The sequence below is a fragment of the Streptomyces sp. NPDC102514 genome (genome assembly GCF_055584525.1).
In genome coordinates, this window is record NZ_JBVJLW010000006.1 from 261,430 (window position 1) to 280,201 (window position 18,772).

Below are 18,772 nucleotides of genomic sequence, written 5' to 3' on the forward strand. Positions count from 1 at the left end.
TGTGCTTGTGAAGGGCATATAGGCAGCAGGTTTGCCGCCGTTGTGCGGCACCGGTGAGCGTGTACGTGCTGCCGGCCGGAGCGTGACGGTTACCGGTGGTGGGCAGCCAGCCGGGGTTTTGGGCGGCCCCGGCGCGTGAACGGACCCCCGCGTGTCTGGTGGCGACACGTGGGGGTCCGTTCTTTTGCGGTGCGTTGTCTCTGCGGGCCGGTGGGGGCCGGTCGCGCAGTTCCCCGCGCCCCTAAGGGGCTGCGCCCCCGAAGACGAAAGACTGCGCCGTTCCCCGCGCCCCTTAAAGATAAAAGATTGCGCCGTTCCCCGCGCCCCTCAGGGGTGCCCTTGCGGGGCTACTCGACCGTTACCGACTTTGCCAGGTTCCTCGGCTTGTCGATGTCTCGGCCCAGGGCCAAAGCCGTGTGGTAGGCGAGGAGTTGGAGGGGGATGCCCATCAGGATGGGGTCCAGTTCGTCCTCGTTCTTCGGGACGACGATCGTCTGGTCGGCCTTCTCCTGGACGTCGTGGGCGACGGCGAGGATCTTGCCGCTGCGAGCCTTGATCTCCTCAAGGGCCGCGCGGTTCTTCTCCAGCAGGTCGTCGTTGGGGACGATCGCGACCGTCGGCAGTGCGGGCTCGATCAGCGCGAGCGGGCCGTGCTTCAACTCCGAGGCGGGGTAGGCCTCGGCGTGGATGTACGAGACCTCCTTCAGCTTCAGCGAGGCCTCACGGGCCACCGGATAGCCGCGTACACGACCGATGAAGAGCATCGAGCGGGCCTCGGCGTACTGCTCGGCCAGCTTCTTGATCTCGTCCTCCTGGTCGAGGATCTCCGTGATCTGGCCGGGCAGCTTGCGCAGGCCCTCGATGATCCGCTTGCCGTCGGAGACCGACAGGTCACGGGTGCGGCCGAGGTGCAGGGCGAGCAGCGCGAAGGCGACCGTGGTGTTCGTGAAGCACTTGGTGGAGACCACGCAGACCTCGGGCCCGGCGTGCACGTACATGCCGCCGTCGGCCTCGCGGGCGATGGCGGAACCGACCACGTTCACGATGCCGAGGACCCGGGCGCCCTTGCGCTTCAGCTCCTGCACGGCGGCCAGTACGTCATACGTCTCACCGGACTGGGACACCGCCACGTACAGCGTGTCGGGGTCGACGACGGCGTTGCGGTAGCGGAACTCCGAGGCGGGCTCGGCGTCCGCGGGGATACGGGCCAGCTCCTCTATCATCTGGGCGCCGATCATGCCCGCGTGGTACGAGGTGCCGCAGCCCAGGATCTTCACGCGGCGGATCTTGCGCGCCTCGCGGGCGTCCAGGTTCAGCCCGCCCAGGTGCACGGTCGAGAACCGGTCGTCGATCCGGCCGCGCAGCACCCGGTCCACGGCCTCGGCCTGCTCGTGGATCTCCTTGTGCATGTACGTGTCGTGGCCGCCCATGTCGTAGGAGGCGGCCTCCCACTCGACGGTGGTCGGCTCGGCCGTCGTACGGGTGCCCTCGGTGGTGTACGTACGGAAGTCGTCGGCCTTCAGCGTGGCCATCTCGCCGTCGTCGAGCGTGACGATCTGGCGGGTGTGGGTGACCAGCGCGGCGATGTCCGAAGCGACGAACATCTCCTTCTCGCCGATGCCGAGGACGACCGGGGAGCCGTTGCGGGCGACCACGATGCGGTCCGCGTGGTCGGCGTGCATCACGGCGATGCCGTACGTGCCCTCGATCAGCCGGAGGGTCTCGCGGACCTTGTCCTCCAGCTTCTCGGCCTGCGAGCGGGCGATGAGGTGCGTGAGGACCTCGGTGTCGGTCTCCGAGAGGAACTCGACGCCCTCCGCCTCCAGCTTCTTGCGCAGGTCGGAGGCGTTGTCGATGATGCCGTTGTGGACGACCGCGACCTTGTTGTCGGCCGACATGTGCGGGTGCGCGTTCTCGTCGGAGGGGGCGCCGTGGGTGGCCCAGCGGGTGTGGGCGATGCCCGTGGTGCCGGCGAAGCGCTTGGGGACGCGGGCCTCCAGGTCACGTACGCGGCCCTTGGCCTTGACCATCTTCAGACCGGCCGTCTTCGGTGACGTCACGACGAGACCGGCCGAGTCGTAGCCGCGGTACTCCAGGCGCTGCAGACCCTCCAGGAGGAGCGGCGCCACGTCACGCCTGCCGATGTATCCCACGATTCCGCACATACAGAGAAGTTCCTAGCCGTAGACGATGCGGCGCACCTGCCGGAGCGTGAGCTCCGGCGGTGCGACCGCGCGGTATTCGAGGTCCGCCGTGATCCGTTCGAAGATCGCCGAGTTGACCAGGCCCTGCGCCTGGAGCTCCCGGTGGCGGCGACGGACGTAGTCCTCCGTCGTCTCGTCGAAGTAGGCGAGCACGTCCTGGATCACCCGCAGTGCCTCGCCCCGGCTGAGGGGTGAGGAACGCGTCAGGTGATCAACAAGGTCGTCGTGCACCCGTTGATCCTGGGGTAAAGCGCGGGTAATCGCAAGGATCCTGCCCGATTTCGGGCAAGGGGCTGTCGAAACGCTGTGTGAGCCTGCGGGTCGGTGGGGAACTGCGCGGCCCGCCCCCACCGGGCCGCACCCGCCCTACCTCCCCCGTAGGATCGCTCGCTTCGCCAGGGTGAACTCCTCCTCCGTCAGGACGCCCGCCGTGCGTAGGTCGCCGAGTTCTCGGAGGCGGCGCAGGAGTGCGTCGTGGTCGACCTCCGGGGGCGTGAGGTGCTTCGCGGGAGCGGGCGGCGGAGCCGACGGGTGGGGGAGGCGGGCCTGGACCGCCGCCGCGACCAGCGCCATCAGGGGGTCCTTCTTGAAGCCCCACAGTTCGACCGCGTTGGGGTCGTACTTCGGCGGCGCCTTCGTCGGTGCGCCTCGGACGGTGAAGCGCAGATGCCCGTTCTCCAGGCCCACCGACGGCTGCCACTCCACCCCCTGGATGTCCGCCAGCGCGAGCGTTCGCGCGCCCGCGGCCGACTTCGCCTCCTCGGTCTTCCAGTTCCACTCCAGCCGCACCTGCTCCCCGTCGAAGCTCGCGGTGCCGTCCCCGGCGGAGACCGACAGGGGCACGGCGGGACCCGGCAGCAGATAGCGGTCGACGGCGCCGCTCGGCACCTCGTCCAGCAGCAGCGCGTTGCGTATCTCGTCCACGAAGTACTCGGCGACGCCGTAGCGGTCCGACTCGACGGTCAGCTGGTAGGGGTCGGAGGCCTCCGTGAGTCTGCCTCCGGTCGCGTGCAGCAGCGGGTCCGCGCCGTCCCGCAGCCGCAGCCTGAGCCGGCCGGACTTCTTGCCCTGTTCGAACGAGATCCCCGCCAACGCGCCCAGCGGGACCGCCAGTTCACCCAGGGACTTGCGCAGCACGCCCGCGTTCTTGTCGCGGCCCGGCACCAGCCGAAGGGCGTCGCCGTCGAAGGTCCACGTACCGTCCCGTTGGATGATTTCCGCCATGAGGGGGATTGTTTCACCGGCTCTGCGGGAGAGTGGTCTATACCCATTCGAAGGGAGCGCATGTGAGACAGCACAGAACGCCCCGTCTGCTCGGTACGCTGCTGCTCGTGGCAGCCGCCGGTATCTCCGTGGTCGGCGCGGCACCGTCCGCGCCCGACCGCACAGTCGACCGCACCGTCACTCCGCTGAGCCGGGTCGTCCCGGCACCCGCCTCGGTCGACCCGGGCGGCTCCCCGTACCGGATCACGAGCGGTACGCGTATCCGTGTGGACCGGTCGAAGGGGGTCCAGGACGTCGGCGCGTATCTCGCCGGTGTGCTGCGGCCGTCGACCGGTTACCGGCTTCCCGTCACCGGCGACCCGGGCGGCGACGGCATCCGGCTCAGGATCAGCGACAAGGGCACCGGCGGCCTCGGCGCCGAGGGGTACCGGCTGACCAGCGGGAAGGGTGCTGTCACGATCACCGCCCGCGCGCCCGCCGGGCTGTTCCACGGTGTGCAGACCCTGCGGCAGCTGCTGCCCGCGGCGATCGAGAAGGACTCCGCGCAGCCGGGGCCGTGGGCCGTCGCCGGCGGCACCATCACGGACACCCCCCGCTACGGCTACCGCGGCGCGATGCTCGACGTCTCCCGGCACTTCTTCACCGTGGACCAGGTCAAGCGCTATATCGACCAGCTCGCGCTCTACAAGATCAACACGCTGCATCTGCACCTCAGCGACGACCAGGGCTGGCGCATCGCCATCGACTCCTGGCCGCGCCTCGCCACGTACGGCGGCTCCACGCAGGTCGGTGGCGGTGGGCCCGGCGGCCACTACACGAAGGCCCAGTACAAGGACCTCGTGCGGTACGCCTCCTCGCGGCATCTGCAGGTCGTGCCCGAGATCGACATGCCCGGTCACACCAACGCGGCGCTCGCCTCGTACGCGGAGCTGAACTGCGACGGTGTCGCCCCGCCGCTCTACACCGGCACCGAGGTCGGCTTCAGTTCGCTGTGCGTCGACAAGCCGGTGACGTACGACTTCGTGGACGATGTCATCCGCGAACTGGCCGCGCTCACCCCGGGCAAGTACCTCCACATCGGCGGTGACGAGGCGCACTCCACCAGCCACGAGGACTATGTGGCCTTCATGGAGAAGGTCCAGCCGATCGTCGCCAAGTACGGGAAGAGCGTGATGGGCTGGCACCAGCTGACCGGCGCGAGTCCGGCGAAGGGCGCGCTGGCCCAGTACTGGGGTCTCGACGACACGAGCGCCGCCGAGAAGGAGCAGGTCGCGGCGGCGGCCAGGAACGGCACCGGGGTCGTCCTCTCGCCCGCCGACCGCGTGTATCTGGACATGAAGTACACCGCCGACACGCCCCTCGGGCAGGACTGGGCCGGGCTGGTGGAGGTGCGGCGGTCGTACGACTGGGACCCGGGCGACTACCTGCCGGGCGTGACCGGTTCGGCCGTGCGGGGGGTCGAGGCGCCGCTGTGGACCGAGACGCTCTCGACCTCGTCGCACATCGAGTACATGGCGTTCCCGCGGCTGCCGGGTGTGGCCGAGCTGGGCTGGTCGCCCGACTCGACGCACGACTGGGACACCTACAAGGTGCGGCTCGCCGCGCAGGCGCCCCGCTGGGACGCGCTGGGCATCGACTACTACCGGTCGCCGCAAGTGCCCTGGCCCGCACAGTAGTTACTGATCAGGACCGAGTACGACGGCGGGCGCCCCTGGGACCGTACATGGGGGCGCCCGCCTGCTGTGGGGGCTGCGGAACGGGTTCTACAGCCCGGCTATGGGGTTCTTCAGGGTGCCGACGAGCTGGAGGGCCCCGGCCGGGTCGGACAGGTCGACCATCTGCTCGTTGTTCCGCAGTTGCAGCCGGTTGAGGCAGGACAGTGCGAACTCGGGCGCGAACAGGTCGTACTGCCGGAACTTGTCCGCGAGTTCGGGCGCGGACGCCTGGTAGTCGCGTACGCAGTCGGCGACCGTCCGCCAGAAGTCGTCCTCCTCGATGACGCCCTCGGCCGCGAGGTTCGCCGCCAGGAAGCGGAAGAAGCAGTCGAAGACGTCGGTGAAGATCGACAGGAGTTTCTTGTCCTCGGGGACGTCGACGCGCAGCCGCTCGACCGTCGGCGGGAGCACCGCGTCCGGGTCCATGACGGCGATCTCCTCGGCGATGTCCTTGTAGATCGCCCGCTCGACCACCCCGTCCTTGAGGACGAGGATGACGTTCTCGCCGTGCGGCATGAACACCAGGTCGTACGCGTAGAAACTGTGCAGCAGCGGGGTGAGGTAGGCGCGGAGGTAGCGGCGCAGCCACTCCACCGGGGTGCGGCCCGAGCGCTCGATCAGCGCTGCGGCGATCGAGGAGCCGTCGTGGTCCACGTGGACGAGCGAGGCCATGGTGGCCAGGGACTCGCTGTCCCCGAGCGTGGGGACCGGGCTCTCGCGCCACAGGGCGGCGAGCATTTTCCGGTACGGGGAGTAGCGGTCGGTGGCGGCCTCGTACTCCAGGTGCCGGTAGCCGACGGCCGCGCGTTCGCGGATGATCGACAGGCCGGTCGACCGCAGCACCGGGTCGTTGTCGATGAGTTGGGCCAGCCAGTCGTTGATGGCCGGGGTCGCCTCCATGTAGGCGGCGGACAGGCCGCGCATGAAGCCCATGTTGATGACCGACAGGGCGGTCTTCACATAGTGCTTCCCGGGCTCGCTCCTGTTGAAGAACGTCCGGATCGACTGCTGGGCCAGGTACTCGTCGTCGCCCTCGCCCAGGCACACCAGGTGCTGCCGGGCGATCTCGGCGGCGAAGGTGACCGTCAGTTTGTTCCACCACTGCCAGGGGTGGACCGGGATGAACAGGTAGTCGGCCGGGTCGAGGCCCTGGTCGCGGAGCGTGCCGTGGAAGCGGTCCACGGTCTCCTTGCCCAGCTCGCCCTGGAGGAAGGACTCGTACTCGATGCCCACGCCCGCCGTGAACGCGGCCCGCGAACGGTGCGCGGCCAGCCAGACCAGCCGTACGGGGCTCGCGGTCTCGGGCGCGTACGACAGGTACTCGTGGATGCCGAAGCCGAGCCGGCCGTTGTTGGCGACGAAGCAGGGGTGACCCTCGGTCATCCCCGTCTCGATCTCCTGGAAGCCGCTCTTCGCCAGCTCGGGGGAGGTGAGCTGCGGCTTGGTGAGCTTGTAGCAGGTGCCGGAGAGGGTGGAGGAGATCTCCTCCAGGTAGACCGGCAGCACCTCGTCGCTCAGGCCGAGTGATTTTTTCAGCTCGATGAAGAAGTCCAGTGCGGCGAGCGGGAGTTCACCGCCGTCACGGCTGCGGGTGATCGACTCGGCGTCGACCTGCCAGTGGTCTAGGGCGCGGCGGGTGGCGGTGAAGCGGTAGCGGGTCAGACCGTCGTCGCTGCGGACGGCGTACTCGGCTTTTTTGCCGGTGCCACCCTCGTCAAGGGGCTCGGGGGTGATCAGGCGCTCGTGGGCGAACTCGGCGAGGGCCTTGCGGATGAGGAGGCGATTGGCCCGGGCCCAGCGGTGGGGGGACAGATGCGCCACGGCGTCGGACAGGGTCACAGGGAAACTCCTCGGCTGGCCGGACTGCGCCGGTTCAGGAACTGTTCGCGCGTGCAGAAGGACAGCAGCGCGCGTTTCTCCGGCTTCTCGATCTCGCGCTCCGGGACGAAACCGACGGTCTCGTTGAGCGCGTGGACCGCCTTGTTGGTGACATCGGGCTCGACGACGACCCGGCGGGTGCGGGGGGCGGCGAACAGCTCGTCCATCACGGCGGTGATGACGGCCCGGGTGAAGCCGTGCACGGGCCGGTCGGTGGGGGCGACCAGGAAGTGCATGCCGACGTCACCCGGTTCGGGCTCGTACAGCCCGACGAGTTCGATGTACCGGGGGTCGTACTTCTCCATCAGGAACGCGGGCCGGCCGTCGTGCAGACCGAGGTACGCGTGGTGGTGCTCGCCGGCCGCGATGGCCATGTACTCGCGCTCGACGTCCTGGAGTTTCGCGTCCTGCATCATCCAGAACGCCGCCTTGGGGTCGGTCACCCAGGAGTGCAGCAGCTCCGCGTCCTTGAGGGGGTCGAGGGGGCGGATGGTGAGGGCGCCCACGCCGTCGCCCGTTCCCGGGGCGCTCATACGGCGAACTCCTGGAACGCGATGGACTTCTCCACCGGGTAGTACTCGGTGCCGAGCAGTTCCCGGATGATGTACGCGTTGCGGTACGCGCCCATGCCGAGGTCCGGTGACGTCACCGAGTGGGTGTGGACGCCGGCGTTCTGCAGGAAGATGCCGCGGCCCGTCGTGTCGATGGCGTAGTTGCGCGCCACGTCGTGGTTGCCGTGCTCGTCGTAGCGGATCCGGTCACGCACGGGCTTGAGGAACTCCGGCTCCACGTACTTGTAGCCGGTCGCCAGGATCAGACCCTCGGACTGCAGCTCGTAGTCCGTCTCCTGCTCCTCCTGGCGCAGCCCCAGGGTGTACGTGCCGTTCTCGTGACCCGCCGTTCTCAGCGCCGAGTTGGTGAGCAGGCGGGTGGGGACCGGGCCGCCGAGGTTCTTCTGGTAGAGCAGGTCGAAGATCGAGTCGATCAGCTCCCCGTCGATGCCCTTGAACAGGCCCTTCTGCTCCGACTGGAGGCGGTAGCGGGTCCGCTCGGGCAGCGCGTGGAAGTAGTCGATGTACTCCGGGGAGGTCATCTCCAGCGTGAGCTTCGTGTACTCCAGCGGGAAGAACCGCGGGGAGCGCGTGACCCAGTTCAACCGATAGCCGTGGACGTCGATCTCGCTCAGCAGGTCGTGGTAGATCTCGGCGGCGGACTGCCCGCTGCCGACCAGCGTGATCGACTTCTTGGCCTGCAGCTCCCGCTTGTGCTGCCGGTAGCGGGAGTTGTGGATGAAGTCCCCGCCGAGGTCCGCGCAGGCCTCCGGGACGTACGGGGGAGTGCCGGTGCCGAGGACGAGATGCCGGGCGCGGTACTCGTCACCGGCGGTGGTCCGCACCACGTACACCTCGTGCGCGTCCTCGTACGTCACCTCCGCGACCGTCGTGCTGAAACGGACGCAGGAGAGTTTCGAGGCGGCCCAGCGGCAGTAGTCGTCGTACTCGACGCGCAGCGGATAGAAGTTCTCGCGTATGTAGAACGAGTACAGACGGCCCGACTCTTTGAGGTAGTTGAGGAAGGAGTACGGGGACGTCGGGTCGGCCAGGGTGACCAGGTCCGACATGAACGGCGTCTGGAGGTGCGCGCCCTCCAGGAACATCCCGGAGTGCCACTCGAAGTCCGGCTTGGACTCCAGGAAGACACCGTCGAGTTCGTCGATCGGCTCGGTGAGGCAGGCGAGACCGAGGTTGAAGGGGCCCAGCCCGATGCCGATGAAATCGTGCGTGCGCACGGCGGATTCAGGAAGCGCGGTCAAGGGAGTCTCCCAGGTACTGCTCGGCGTGGCCGGCGATCAGGTCGAGTACGGCGGAGATGTCGTCCGTCGTGGTCTCGGGGTTGAGCAGGGTGAACTTCAGGAAGTGACGGCCGCCGACCTTCGTCCCCGCGACCACCGCGTCGCCGGAGGCGAACAGCGCCTTGCGGGCGTACAGGTTGGCGCGGTCGATCTCGGCGGGGTCGGTGACGGCGGCCGGGATGTAGCGGAAGACGAGGGTGGAGAGCGAGGGGGCGACCACGACGTCGTAGCGCGGGTCGGCGGCCAGCAGTCGCCAGCCCTGTTCGGCCAGGTCGCAGACCTCGTCGAAGAGCTGGCCGATGCCGTCGGCGCCCATCACGCGCAGCGTCATCCACAGTTTGAGGGCGTCGAACCGGCGGGTGGTCTGGAGGGACTTGTCGACCTGGTTCGGGATGCGCTCCTGCACCATGCGCTGCGGGTTGAGGTACTCCGCGTGGTAGGTCGCGTGGCGCAGGGTGGCCGCGTCGCGGACGAGCACGGCGGACGAACTCACCGGCTGGAAGAAGGACTTGTGGTAGTCCACGGTGACCGAGTCGGCGCGCTCGATGCCGTCGATGCGGTGCCGGTTCTTCAGCGAGGTGAGCAGTCCGCAGCCGTACGCGGCATCCACGTGCAGCCAGGCGCCGAACTGCTCGCACAGCTCGGCGATCTCGGGCAGCGGGTCGATGGAGCCGAAGTCGGTGGTGCCGGCGGTGGCGACGACGGCCATCGGGACCAGGCCGTCCCGCCTGCAGCGCTCCAGCTCGTGGGCGAGCGCCACGGTCTGCATGCGCTTGTCGTTGCCGGTGGGCACGGTGACCACGGAGTCCGCGCCGAGCCCGAGGAGTTTCGCCGACTTCTTGACGCTGAAGTGGCTCGCCTCGGAGGCGAAGATCCGCAGTTTGGCGTACGAGTCGGTCTTCGCTTCCTCGCGGGCGAGCAGCAGCGCCTGGAGGTTGGACTGCGAGCCGCCGGAGGTGAACACGCCGTCGGCGGAGCAGCCGAACCCGATGCGCTCGTTGGTCCAGTCGATGAGCCTGCGCTCGATGAGGGTGCCGCCGGCCGACTGGTCCCAGGTGTCCAGGGAGGAGTTGACGGCGGACAGGACCGCTTCGCCCACCACCGCGGGGATGACCACCGGGCAGTTGAGGTGGGCGAGGTAGCGGGGGTGGTGGAAGTAGATCGCGTCCCGGAGGTAGACGTCCTCCAGCTCGTCGAGCACCGCGGTGGTGTCGTGCAGCGGCTTGTCGAGGTCGATCCGGTCGATGCGGGGGGCGAGGGTGTCGACCGTGACACCCGTGAACGGACGGTCGGTGGTGGCGAGTTTGGCCGCCACCCGCTCTATTCCTTCGGTCACGGAACGGCGGTACCGATCCGCGGTCGTGTCATTGAGCAGGTGCGAGCGCATGGGGGAGTCCTCCGGAGGGGCGGGAGAGGGACGGGCGCATGACGGGGCCGTGGGGGGCGGCGCTTAACTTAGGTTAGCCTAACCTAAGTTCCTGTGCGGCGGGTCCCTCTCGTCACTCCTGTGACACGCGCCTCGCCACTGACCGTGGGAGGGGGTGGCGGGGGCGGTCCTCTGCCTGCGGGCCGGTGGGGGCGGGTCGCGCAGTTCCCCGCGCCCCTAAAGGCGAAAGGACTGCGCAGTTCCCCGCGCCCCTGGAGGGGCTACGCCCCTGCTCCGGGCTAGGCGACCTTCTTGGCCTTTTCGATGGCCTCGGCGAGGTTGTTGAGCATGGGGGTGCACTTCGCGTAGGAGAGGATCGGCTCGGGGGTGCGGCCGATGACCTGGCCGGCCTTGACGGCGGGCAGCTTCTTCCAGGTCGCCTCGGTGATGTCGGCGGGCTGGATGGTCGCGGTGCGGTCGTCCATGATGATGATGTCGGCCGGGTACTTGTCGACGTTCTCCCAGCTCAGGTTCTCGAACCAACCGCCGCTGGCCTTCAGGACCTTGGCCGGCGGCTCGACGAGGTTCACACCGAGGGCCTTGAAGTACTCCAGGTCGATGGAGAGGTTCGAGCCGGACACGTAGAAGATGTCCTGGCTGGCGGAACCGGCGAGGACCTTGATCTCCGGGCGGGCCTTGGCGGCGGCGCGCAGACGCTCGGCCGCCGCCTCGAAGTTCTTCTTCGCCTCGACGGTCTTCGCGGCCTTCACGTCCGCGCCCAGCGACTCGGCGAGCGCGAGCATGCGCTCCAGCGGCTCGGGAAGCTGACGGTCGTACACGGAGACGGCGACGCTCGGGGCGAGCTTGGAGATCTTGTCGGCGGACTCGGCCGGGACGTACCAGAGGGTGCCGGCGTCGTCGAACATCGTGGAGATCAGCACGTCCGGGGCGAGCGTGGCGTACTTCTCCACGTTGAACTGGCCGTACACGTTGCCGAGGACCGTCACCTTGCTGACGTCCATGTCGCCGGCCTGGACGTCGGCCTTGCCGTTCTTGGTCTTGGTCGGGCCGAAGACGCCCTTGACCTCGATGCCGTAGTCGAAGAGGGCGGCGGCGACACCGGTGAACGCGACGATGTTCGCCGGGACCTTGTCGAGCTTCACGGTCTCGTCGCGGTCGTCCTTGAACGTCCAGGGGCCGGACGCGGCGGCCTTCGACTTGTCCGCCGAGCCACCGCTTTTCGGGTCGTCGTCACCGCAGGCGGCCAGAACGGCACCGAGGCCGACGGCCCCGCCGGCGGCGAGGATGCCGCGTCGGGTGAGGTGGGTGGCACGGGCGTTGGACATGTCGTGGCTGCTTTCGAACAGGGCGGATGGCCCGCCGGACAGATGCGAAGGTAGGTTAGCCTAACCTCAGCTCGTGTCCAGAAGAAGCCTCCCACCTGCCGAAACGCCCGGGGCGGCGGGTCGGGGCGGCTGTGAACGGGCTGTGCGACCGTCCGCGCGACTACCGGCCCGTGAGGCGAAGAAAGCCGGGTTTCCTCGCCGTGCTGCTACCTGCCGTTGCCCTGCGGGTCTCCTCGATCAGGGTCCCGCTGCCGGGGAAGCGACTGGTGTGCGTGGCCATCAAGTTCCTCCAGAGTGCGCGCGTCCGGGGGTCACCCAGACCGATCTCAGTGAATTCCGTGTGACGTGCGCAAGGTGGATATCAGCTGCGAGAGCTGGCGCGGGCCGGTGGTGAGGATGGTTTCCGGGTCGTCGCTCTCCCGGAGGAGGATCGTTCCGGCGGCGGGGGTGGCGACGTAGACGCAGGAGGAGGCCTCCTCGCTGAGGGTGGACTTCTGCCAGGTGAGGTCGGTCTCTGTCACGGCTCGGCCTTCAGGTTTCTTGGGTGATGTGGTGGATCAGGTCGCGGGAGGCGTCGGGCTCCAGGGCGGCTTCCTCCATGCGGTCCAGGATGAGCCGGTACTTCGTCAACTGCGCTACTGCGTCAATGAGTTCACTGCCGTGTGCGGCATCGAGCTGCGCCGTGTCGAGTGCGGGGACCGGCCCGTAGGCGTAGTCCAGGCCGTGGCCGACGGTGGGGAACACGGTGCCGTCGAAAGGGATGACTCGCAGCGTGATGTGCGGCTGTTCGCTCACCTTGCACAGGTGCTCCAGCTGCGGTCGGGCGACAACGTGACCGCCGAAGCGCATGCGCAGGGCCGCTTCGTGGATGATCGCCGTGTACTGCGGGGGCTGTTCGCGGTACAGGATGCCCTGACGCTTGATGCGGTGGGAGACGCGGTACTCGATCTCGTGCGGGTGGAGCGCCGGAACCGCCAGACGGAAGAGGGTGCGGGCGTGCTCGGGGGTCTGGAGCAGGCCCGGGATGTTGATGACCTGGGCCATGCGCAGGGCCCGCGCGTGGTGCTCCATCTCCGCGACATCGAGGAAGCGCGACGGCAGTGTGTCCCTGTACTCCTCCCACCAGCCGCGTTCGCGGTATGCCGCCATGGCCACGAGGGCGTCGACCAAGGGCTCGTTGGTACAGGCGTAGTTGTGGGCGAGTGTGCGGATGCGCTGTTCGCTGAGGCCGAACCGGCCGGTCTCGATGTTGCTGATGCGTGCCTGGTTCGCGCTGATCATCTCGCCGGCCTCGCGGGCGGTCAGTCCCGCCTGCTCGCGTAGCTTGCGCAGTTCAAGGCCCAAACGCAGCTGGCGTGCCGTGGGTGTCTGCCGTGGGGGCATGTTTCCGCTCCTCGCTCTACCTTCCGTGCGGTCACCCACACGAGTGGAGCGTCGGATGTATCCGCAGATTGCGTAGAAACCATTCTACGGCTGCCGCTACGGTGAGACCCGAACCGCTCAACCCCTCCCCGCCGGTAAGCCGGAAGTGCACCGCGTACGCAGCTGTACGCGTCACCGCCACCGCCCGGTCGGGGCAGCGAACCAAGTTCCCCCACCGCAGGAGGCGTTCATGGTCACCGTATCCCCATCGCCGTCGTCCCCGCCGGAGTGCGAAGCCGGGCCGACATGGACGTACGCCCTCCAGTTGCCGCACGACCCCCGTGCCGCCCGCGTCGCCCGCGTCACCCTCCGGGCCGTGCTCGCCGGGCACGGGCTGGCTCAACTCACCGAGACGGCCGAGCTGTTGGCGTCCGAGCTCGTCACCAACGCGTACCGCCACTCCTTCGGCCCCGCCGCTCTCCGTCTGCGAGGGCTGGCCGGAGGCAGACTGCGGGTGGGCGTCTGGGACGCCGACCCGCATATCCCACCTCCGTTCGACAGGCGTTCGGGGCCTCTGCGCCCCGTATCCGCGCCGGTGGAGGCCGAGGGTGGGCGCGGGCTGTTCCTCGTATGCCATTACGCGGACGCGTGGGGCGGCTACCGGCTCGGGGACGATCTCTTCGGGGCGAGCGGGAAGCTGCTGTGGTGCGAGCTGGTGGAGTCGGCGGCCGACCGCGCCGACAGCGGTGCGTGAAGGCTGCCTGGCGACGGAGGACGGCCGGTGATCAAGCGATGGGCGGCCAGGAGGGCCCCACGCTATCGTGGAAGCGCGACACGCTCTGTAATCAGTGGAGGACCGTGGTGACCACCATGACCGAGCGCACGACCGGTGTAGATGCTTCTGCCGCTGGAGCCTTCGAGGACATGCTCCGGATCGTCGAGGAGCTGGACACCCCTGACGGCTACAAGGCCGAACTCATCCGGGGGAAGATCATCGTGTCGCCGTGGTCGAAGCTGCGCTACAAGAAGGTGATGAAGTCGCTGCGGCTGCAGTTGCAGCCCCATGCGCCGGAGGGGCACGACGTCGACGTGGCGCCGTTCCTTTTCACCTTCCCCGGCTCGGAGCGCGGCTTCGGTCCCGACCTGCACGTCGCCGACGAGGCGGCCTTCGACGAAGCCGGTCGTCCTGCTGACGGTGCCGCTCTGTCCCTCGCCGCGGAGCTGACCTCCGACTCCTCCAAGGACGCCGACTGGCTCGACAAGCTGGACACGTACGGTCGGGTCGTGCCCGTGTACCTGGTGCTCGACATGCAGGTGCAGGAGGTCACCGCCTTCTGGGACCCGTCGCCGAAGGGGTACCGGTCCCGGCACACCGTTCCCTTCGGGGAGTCGCTGCAGGTGCCGCCTCCGTTCGACTTCGAGCTGGACACGGCCGGGTTCTCCGTCCGCGTGGCCGACGGGAACGCGGAGGGCGCGCGGGGCGCGTGAAGGCCGGGTGCCGGCGGGCCGCGTGGGAGTTTCACGCGGCCCGGATGGGGCGGGTCAGCCCGTCAAACCCAACTCCCTTGCGATCAGCATGCGTTGGACCTCGCTCGTGCCCTCGCCGATTTCCAGGATCTTGGAGTCTCGCCACATGCGGGCCACCGGGTACTCGTTCATGAAGCCGTAGCCGCCGTGGATCTGGGTGGCGTCGCGGGCGTTGTCCACGGCGATCGTGGAGGAGTGGAGTTTCGCCAGGGCCGCCTCCTTCTTGAACGGTTCGCCCGCCACCAGGCGGGACGCCGCGTCGCGCCAGGCCAGGCGGGCCGTGTGGGCCCGCATCTCCATGTCCGCGATCTTGAACTGGATCGCCTGGTTCGCGCCGATCGGGCGGCCGAAGGCGTGCCGTTCCTTGGCGTACTTCACCGACTCGTCCACGCAGCCCTGGGCCAGGCCCGTCGCCAGGGCCGCGATCGCGATGCGGCCCTCGTCCAGGATGCGGAGGAACTGCGCGTAACCGCGGCCCTCGGCGCCGAGCAGGTTCGCGGCCGGGACGCGGACGTCCGCGAAGGACAGTTCGCGGGTGTCCGAGGCGTTCCAGCCGACCTTGGAGTAGGGGGCGGCCACCGTGAAGCCGGGCGTGCCGGACGGGACGATGATCGACGAGATCAGCGGCCCCCCGTCGGGCTTGCGCCCCGTCACCGCCGTGACCGTCACCAGGCCCGTGATGTCCGTTCCCGAGTTGGTGATGAAGCATTTGGAGCCGTTGATCACCCATTCGTTCGTCGCCTCGTCCAGGCGGGCCGTCGTACGCGTCGCGCCCGCGTCCGAGCCGCCGTCCGGCTCGGTGAGGCCGAACGCGCCGAGCAACTCGCCCGAGCACAGGCGCGGCAGCCACTCCGCCTTCTGCTCCGGGGTCCCGAAGAGGTGGATCGGCATCGCGCCGAGTGAGACGCCTGCTTCCAGGGTGATCGCCACCGAGGAGTCCACGCGGGCGAGTTCTTCGAGGACGATGCCCAAGGCCAGGTAGTCGCCGCCCATGCCGCCGTGCTCCTCCGGGAACGGCAGTCCGAACAGGCCCATGCGGCCCATCTCACGGACGATCTCGTACGGGAACTCGTGCCGCTCGTAGAAGTCGCCGATCTTCGGCGCCACGACGTCGCGGGCGAACTCCGCGACCGTACGGCGCAGTTCGTCGAGTTCGGGGGAGAGGCGGTGGTCCAGAGGCATGGTGGTCACTCCTGGTGGGAGAGGGCGCGGACGGTGCGGGACGGGCTGGGTCGGCCCAGTTGTTCGGCCATCCACACGCTGGTGGCGGTGAGGAGTCCGAGATCGACCCCGGTGTCGATGCCGAGGCCCGTCAGCATCCATACGAGGTCTTCGGTGGCGAGGTTGCCGGTGGCGCTCTTCGCGTACGGGCAGCCGCCGAGGCCGCCCGCGGACGCGTCCACCGTCGTCACGCCGTGCTGGAGCGCGGCCAGGGTGTTGGCGAGGGCCTGGCCGTACGTGTCGTGGAAGTGCACGCCGAGGGAGGGAGTGGGGACCCCCTCGGCGTTGAGCGCGGTGAGGAGAGCCCGTACGTGTCCGGGCGTCGCCACACCGATCGTGTCGCCCAGGCTCAACTCGTCGCAGCCCATGTCGAGCAGCGCCCGGCAGACCCGTACGACCTGGGGGAGCGGGACCGGGCCCTCCCACGGGTCGCCGAAGCACATGGAGAGGTAGCCGCGTACGTGGGCGTCCTGCGCCCTGGCCCGTGCGACCACCGGCTCGAACATCGCCAGGGCCTCGTCGACGGTCCGGTTGAGGTTGGCCTTGGCGAAGGACTCCGTGGCGCTGGCGAACACGGCGATCCGGGTCGCGCCGAGGTTCAGTGCGCGGTCCAGACCGCGTTCGTTCGGTACGAGGACGGGGAGGGCCACTGTGCCGTCGGGGGCGCCCAGTTCCCTCACGAGCGGGAACAGCTGCTCCGCGTCGGCGAGTTGAGGGACCCACTTGGGGTGGACGAAGCTCGTCGCCTCGATCGTGGTGAGGCCCGCGGCGGCGAGGCGGTGGATGAACTCCGCCTTCGTCTCCGTCGGGACGGTCGCCTTCTCGTTCTGCAGGCCGTCGCGGGCGCCGACCTCGTGGATACGGACCCTGGCGGGGAGGCCCTCGGCGGCCGGTACGGCCATGGGCAGGCCTGGTTCGGGGGTCGTCATGCCTGCTCCTCCTGCGATGCCGTCGGTTCCTGCGGCGCAATCACGGCCAGGACCTGGTCCATGGCGACCGTCGTGCCCGGGGTGACGTCCAGCTCGGTGACGGTGCCGGCGTGCGGGGCGGAGATGACGTGCTCCATCTTCATCGCCTCCACGACCAGCAGGCTCTGACCGGCGCTCACTTCGTCCCCGAGGGCGACCTTCACGACGGTGACCGTGCCGGGCATGGGGGCGGTGAGGGAGTCCGCGCCGGCGTGCGCGGTGCCGGTGAGGGAGGCGGTGACGGGGTCGTGGTCCATGACGTTCCACGCGTCGCCGTCGCGGCCCAGCCAGGTGCCGGAGTGGTGGAAGGTGTGGGACTGGCCGTCCAGGTGGAGGGTGAGGGTGGAGGCGCTTTCTTCTTCCCCAGCCCCGCCCCTTCCCGAAACCGGGGGCAGGCCCCCGGACCCCGGAAGGGACTCGGCTGCGCCGCCCGACACCCAGTGGGTGTCGGCTGCGCCGCCCGCGACGTCCAGTCTGACCTCCGTACCGGTCTGCGTGCCTCGTACTCGGACCGTCACCGGGTCATGCCCAGGCACCCGCACATGGTGCACCGTCCAAGCCGCCTCGCCGCCCATGCGCCAGCCGCTCGGGATCGAGAACGGGTCCGTCCAGCCACTCAGTCCGTCCGGCGTTTGAGGACGAGGGGTCCGGGGGCACAGCCCCTGGTTTCGGGAAGGGGCGGGGTGGGGGAAGAGAGCCGCCTGTCGCAGCAACCCACCCGCCACGTACACCTCCGGCGGAACCTCCCCTGAGACCAGCCCCTCCACCTCCCGTTCCACCAGCCCGGTGTCCAGTTCCCCCGCCACCACCGCCGGATGGGCCAGCAGGTTCCGGAGGAAGCCCGCGTTCGTCTGCACGCCCAGCGTCACCGTCTGCGCCAGGGCCGCGCGCAGGCGGCGCAGGGCCGTCGGGCGGTCGGGGCCGTACGCGATCACCTTCGACAGCATCGGGTCGTACAGCGAGCCGACCTCCGTGCCCTCCGTCAGGCCTGAGTCGGTGCGGACGCCGTCGCCCTGGGGCTCGTACAGGCTCAGGATCGTGCCGCCGGACGGCAGGAAACCCCGCGCCGGGTCCTCGGCGCACACCCGGGCCTCGACAGCGTGCCCGGTGAACGTCACGTCCTCCTGGGCGAAGCCGAGCCGCTCGCCCGCCGCCACCCGCAGCTGCCACTCCACGAGGTCCAGGCCCGTGATCAGCTCGGTCACCGGGTGTTCCACCTGGAGGCGGGTGTTCATCTCCATGAAGTAGTAGGAGGCCGGGTCGTCGCCCGGGACGATGAACTCGACCGTGCCCGCGCCCGAGTAGCCGCAGGAGCGGGCGGCCTGGACCGCCGCCTCGCCCATCGCGGCCCGTGTCTTCTCGTCGAGGAACACGCTCGGCGCCTCTTCGATGATCTTCTGGTGCCGGCGCTGGAGGGAGCATTCGCGTTCGCCGAGGTGCACCACGTTCCCGTGGCCGTCCGCCAGGATCTGGATCTCGATGTGCCGGGGGCGGTCGACCCATCGCTCCACGAGGAGGGTGTCGTCGCCGAAGGAGGCGCGGGCCTCACGGCGCGCCGCGGCGATCTCCTCCGGGAGCACGGCCGCGTCCCGTACCAGGCGCATGCCCTTGCCGCCGCCGCCCGCCGAGGGCTTCAGGAGGACCGGTGTGCCGATCTCCCGTGCCGAGGCGGCGAGTTGAGCGTCCGTCAGGCCGCTGCCCGACGAGCCCGGTACGACCGGGACCCCGGCCGCCTGCACCGTCTCCTTGGCGCGGATCTTGTCGCCCATCAGGGAGATGGCGTCCGACGACGGGCCGATGAAGACCAGGCCCGCTTCCGTGCACGCCCGCGCGAAGTCCGCGTTCTCCGCGAGGAAGCCGTAGCCCGGATGTACCGCCTGCGCCCCCGTCCGTGCCGCCGCCTCCAGCAGGCGGTCCGCAGAGAGGTAGCTCTCGGCGGCCGGGGCCGGACCGATGCGTACCGCCGTGTCCGCCTCGCGCACGTGCCGGGCGTCGGCGTCCGCGTCGGAGTACACGGCCACCGAGCGCACGCCCAGCGACCGCAGTGTCCGGATGACCCGGACGGCGATCTCGCCCCGGTTGGCCACCAATACCGTGTCGAACATCGTT

At 69.3% G+C, this 18,772-nt stretch carries 16 protein-coding genes; 3 read left to right on the forward strand and 13 right to left on the reverse strand.

Annotated elements, in window-relative coordinates:
- Nucleotides 1-347: 347 nt before the first annotated feature.
- The 3 genes from glmS to ACZ60E_RS18000 all read right to left on the reverse strand — a co-directional run bounded on the left by glmS (nt 348) and on the right by ACZ60E_RS18000 (nt 3,428).
- Complete coding sequence (gene glmS, locus ACZ60E_RS17990; RefSeq protein WP_385833550.1) at nt 348-2,165, reverse strand: glutamine--fructose-6-phosphate transaminase (isomerizing); 1,818 nt, start codon at nt 2,163-2,165, stop codon at nt 348-350.
- Nucleotides 2,166-2,177: 12 nt separating this feature from the next.
- Entirely contained in the window at nt 2,178-2,435 is a 258-nt protein-coding gene (locus ACZ60E_RS17995) for a hypothetical protein (RefSeq protein ID WP_107016078.1), read from the reverse strand.
- Between the two features lie 135 nt (nt 2,436-2,570).
- A complete protein-coding gene (locus tag ACZ60E_RS18000; protein WP_469441509.1) occupies nt 2,571-3,428 on the reverse strand; it encodes a DUF4429 domain-containing protein in 858 nt (285 codons plus the stop codon).
- A gap of 62 nt (nt 3,429-3,490) precedes the next feature.
- On the opposite strand from ACZ60E_RS18000, the gene ACZ60E_RS18005 reads away from it, so the two are divergent.
- The gene (locus ACZ60E_RS18005) at nt 3,491-5,104 is read left to right on the forward strand and encodes a beta-N-acetylhexosaminidase (protein WP_469441510.1); all 1,614 of its coding nucleotides are present in this window, start codon (nt 3,491-3,493) and stop codon (nt 5,102-5,104) included.
- Nucleotides 5,105-5,191: 87 nt separating this feature from the next.
- Here the strand turns inward: ACZ60E_RS18005 and ACZ60E_RS18010 are convergent, their stop codons facing one another.
- The 7 genes from ACZ60E_RS18010 to ACZ60E_RS18040 all read right to left on the reverse strand — a co-directional run bounded on the left by ACZ60E_RS18010 (nt 5,192) and on the right by ACZ60E_RS18040 (nt 12,968).
- Nucleotides 5,192-6,982, reverse strand: coding sequence for an IucA/IucC family protein (locus ACZ60E_RS18010; protein ID WP_469441512.1), 1,791 nt, complete (start codon nt 6,980-6,982; stop codon nt 5,192-5,194).
- Entirely contained in the window at nt 6,979-7,554 is a 576-nt protein-coding gene (locus ACZ60E_RS18015) for a GNAT family N-acetyltransferase (RefSeq protein WP_469441514.1), read from the reverse strand. Before ACZ60E_RS18015 ends, ACZ60E_RS18010 begins: the two co-directional genes overlap by 4 nt.
- Nucleotides 7,551-8,834 (reverse strand): lysine N(6)-hydroxylase/L-ornithine N(5)-oxygenase family protein, encoded by a 1,284-nt coding sequence (locus ACZ60E_RS18020; protein WP_469441517.1) that lies wholly within the window; start codon nt 8,832-8,834, stop codon nt 7,551-7,553. The genes ACZ60E_RS18015 and ACZ60E_RS18020 overlap by 4 nt, the downstream gene beginning before the upstream one ends.
- On the reverse strand, nt 8,818-10,260 hold the full coding sequence (gene desA / locus ACZ60E_RS18025) for a lysine decarboxylase DesA (RefSeq protein WP_469441521.1): 1,443 nt from the start codon (nt 10,258-10,260) through the stop codon (nt 8,818-8,820). Before desA ends, ACZ60E_RS18020 begins: the two co-directional genes overlap by 17 nt.
- A gap of 278 nt (nt 10,261-10,538) precedes the next feature.
- A complete protein-coding gene (locus tag ACZ60E_RS18030; protein WP_384807916.1) occupies nt 10,539-11,585 on the reverse strand; it encodes an ABC transporter substrate-binding protein in 1,047 nt (348 codons plus the stop codon).
- Nucleotides 11,586-11,911: 326 nt separating this feature from the next.
- Entirely contained in the window at nt 11,912-12,106 is a 195-nt protein-coding gene (locus ACZ60E_RS18035) for a DUF397 domain-containing protein (RefSeq protein ID WP_469441523.1), read from the reverse strand.
- Nucleotides 12,107-12,116: 10 nt separating this feature from the next.
- Nucleotides 12,117-12,968 (reverse strand): helix-turn-helix domain-containing protein, encoded by an 852-nt coding sequence (locus tag ACZ60E_RS18040; RefSeq protein WP_469441525.1) that lies wholly within the window; start codon nt 12,966-12,968, stop codon nt 12,117-12,119.
- A 229-nt stretch (nt 12,969-13,197) separates the two neighbouring features.
- Between ACZ60E_RS18040 and ACZ60E_RS18045 the strand changes: the two genes are divergently transcribed.
- Together ACZ60E_RS18045 and ACZ60E_RS18050 are read left to right on the forward strand one after the other, a co-directional pair.
- Nucleotides 13,198-13,701, forward strand: coding sequence for an ATP-binding protein (locus tag ACZ60E_RS18045; RefSeq protein WP_469441528.1), 504 nt, complete (start codon nt 13,198-13,200; stop codon nt 13,699-13,701).
- Nucleotides 13,702-13,817: 116 nt separating this feature from the next.
- Entirely contained in the window at nt 13,818-14,435 is a 618-nt protein-coding gene (locus tag ACZ60E_RS18050) for a Uma2 family endonuclease (protein ID WP_469441801.1), read from the forward strand.
- Nucleotides 14,436-14,489: 54 nt separating this feature from the next.
- On the opposite strand, the gene ACZ60E_RS18055 is transcribed toward ACZ60E_RS18050, so the two are convergent.
- Genes ACZ60E_RS18055 through ACZ60E_RS18065 form a run of 3 tightly spaced genes read right to left on the reverse strand, consistent with a single transcriptional unit; the run spans nt 14,490 to nt 18,768 of the window.
- On the reverse strand, nt 14,490-15,650 hold the full coding sequence (locus ACZ60E_RS18055; protein WP_384808007.1) for an acyl-CoA dehydrogenase family protein: 1,161 nt from the start codon (nt 15,648-15,650) through the stop codon (nt 14,490-14,492).
- A gap of 11 nt (nt 15,651-15,661) precedes the next feature.
- On the reverse strand, nt 15,662-16,624 hold the full coding sequence (locus tag ACZ60E_RS18060) for a hydroxymethylglutaryl-CoA lyase (RefSeq protein ID WP_469441529.1): 963 nt from the start codon (nt 16,622-16,624) through the stop codon (nt 15,662-15,664).
- Entirely contained in the window at nt 16,621-18,768 is a 2,148-nt protein-coding gene (locus tag ACZ60E_RS18065; protein ID WP_469441533.1) for an acetyl/propionyl/methylcrotonyl-CoA carboxylase subunit alpha, read from the reverse strand. The genes ACZ60E_RS18060 and ACZ60E_RS18065 overlap by 4 nt, the downstream gene beginning before the upstream one ends.
- Between the last annotated feature and the right edge of the window lie 4 nt (nt 18,769-18,772).

Bases quoted from the DNA above. Each gene is read 5' to 3' on its own strand.
- glmS (WP_385833550.1), bottom strand. From the start codon at position 2,165: ATGTGCGGAATCGTGGGATACATCGGCAGGCGTGACGTGGCGCCGCTC.
- ACZ60E_RS18000 (WP_469441509.1), bottom strand. From the start codon at position 3,428: ATGGCGGAAATCATCCAACGGGACGGTACGTGGACCTTCGACGGCGAC.
- ACZ60E_RS18015 (WP_469441514.1), bottom strand. From the start codon at position 7,554: ATGAGCGCCCCGGGAACGGGCGACGGCGTGGGCGCCCTCACCATCCGC.
- desA (WP_469441521.1), bottom strand. From the start codon at position 10,260: ATGCGCTCGCACCTGCTCAATGACACGACCGCGGATCGGTACCGCCGT.
- ACZ60E_RS18030 (WP_384807916.1), bottom strand. From the start codon at position 11,585: ATGTCCAACGCCCGTGCCACCCACCTCACCCGACGCGGCATCCTCGCC.
- ACZ60E_RS18040 (WP_469441525.1), bottom strand. From the start codon at position 12,968: ATGCCCCCACGGCAGACACCCACGGCACGCCAGCTGCGTTTGGGCCTT.
- ACZ60E_RS18045 (WP_469441528.1), top strand. From the start codon at position 13,198: ATGGTCACCGTATCCCCATCGCCGTCGTCCCCGCCGGAGTGCGAAGCC.
- ACZ60E_RS18050 (WP_469441801.1), top strand. From the start codon at position 13,818: ATGACCGAGCGCACGACCGGTGTAGATGCTTCTGCCGCTGGAGCCTTC.
- ACZ60E_RS18060 (WP_469441529.1), bottom strand. From the start codon at position 16,624: ATGACGACCCCCGAACCAGGCCTGCCCATGGCCGTACCGGCCGCCGAG.
- ACZ60E_RS18065 (WP_469441533.1), bottom strand. From the start codon at position 18,768: ATGTTCGACACGGTATTGGTGGCCAACCGGGGCGAGATCGCCGTCCGG.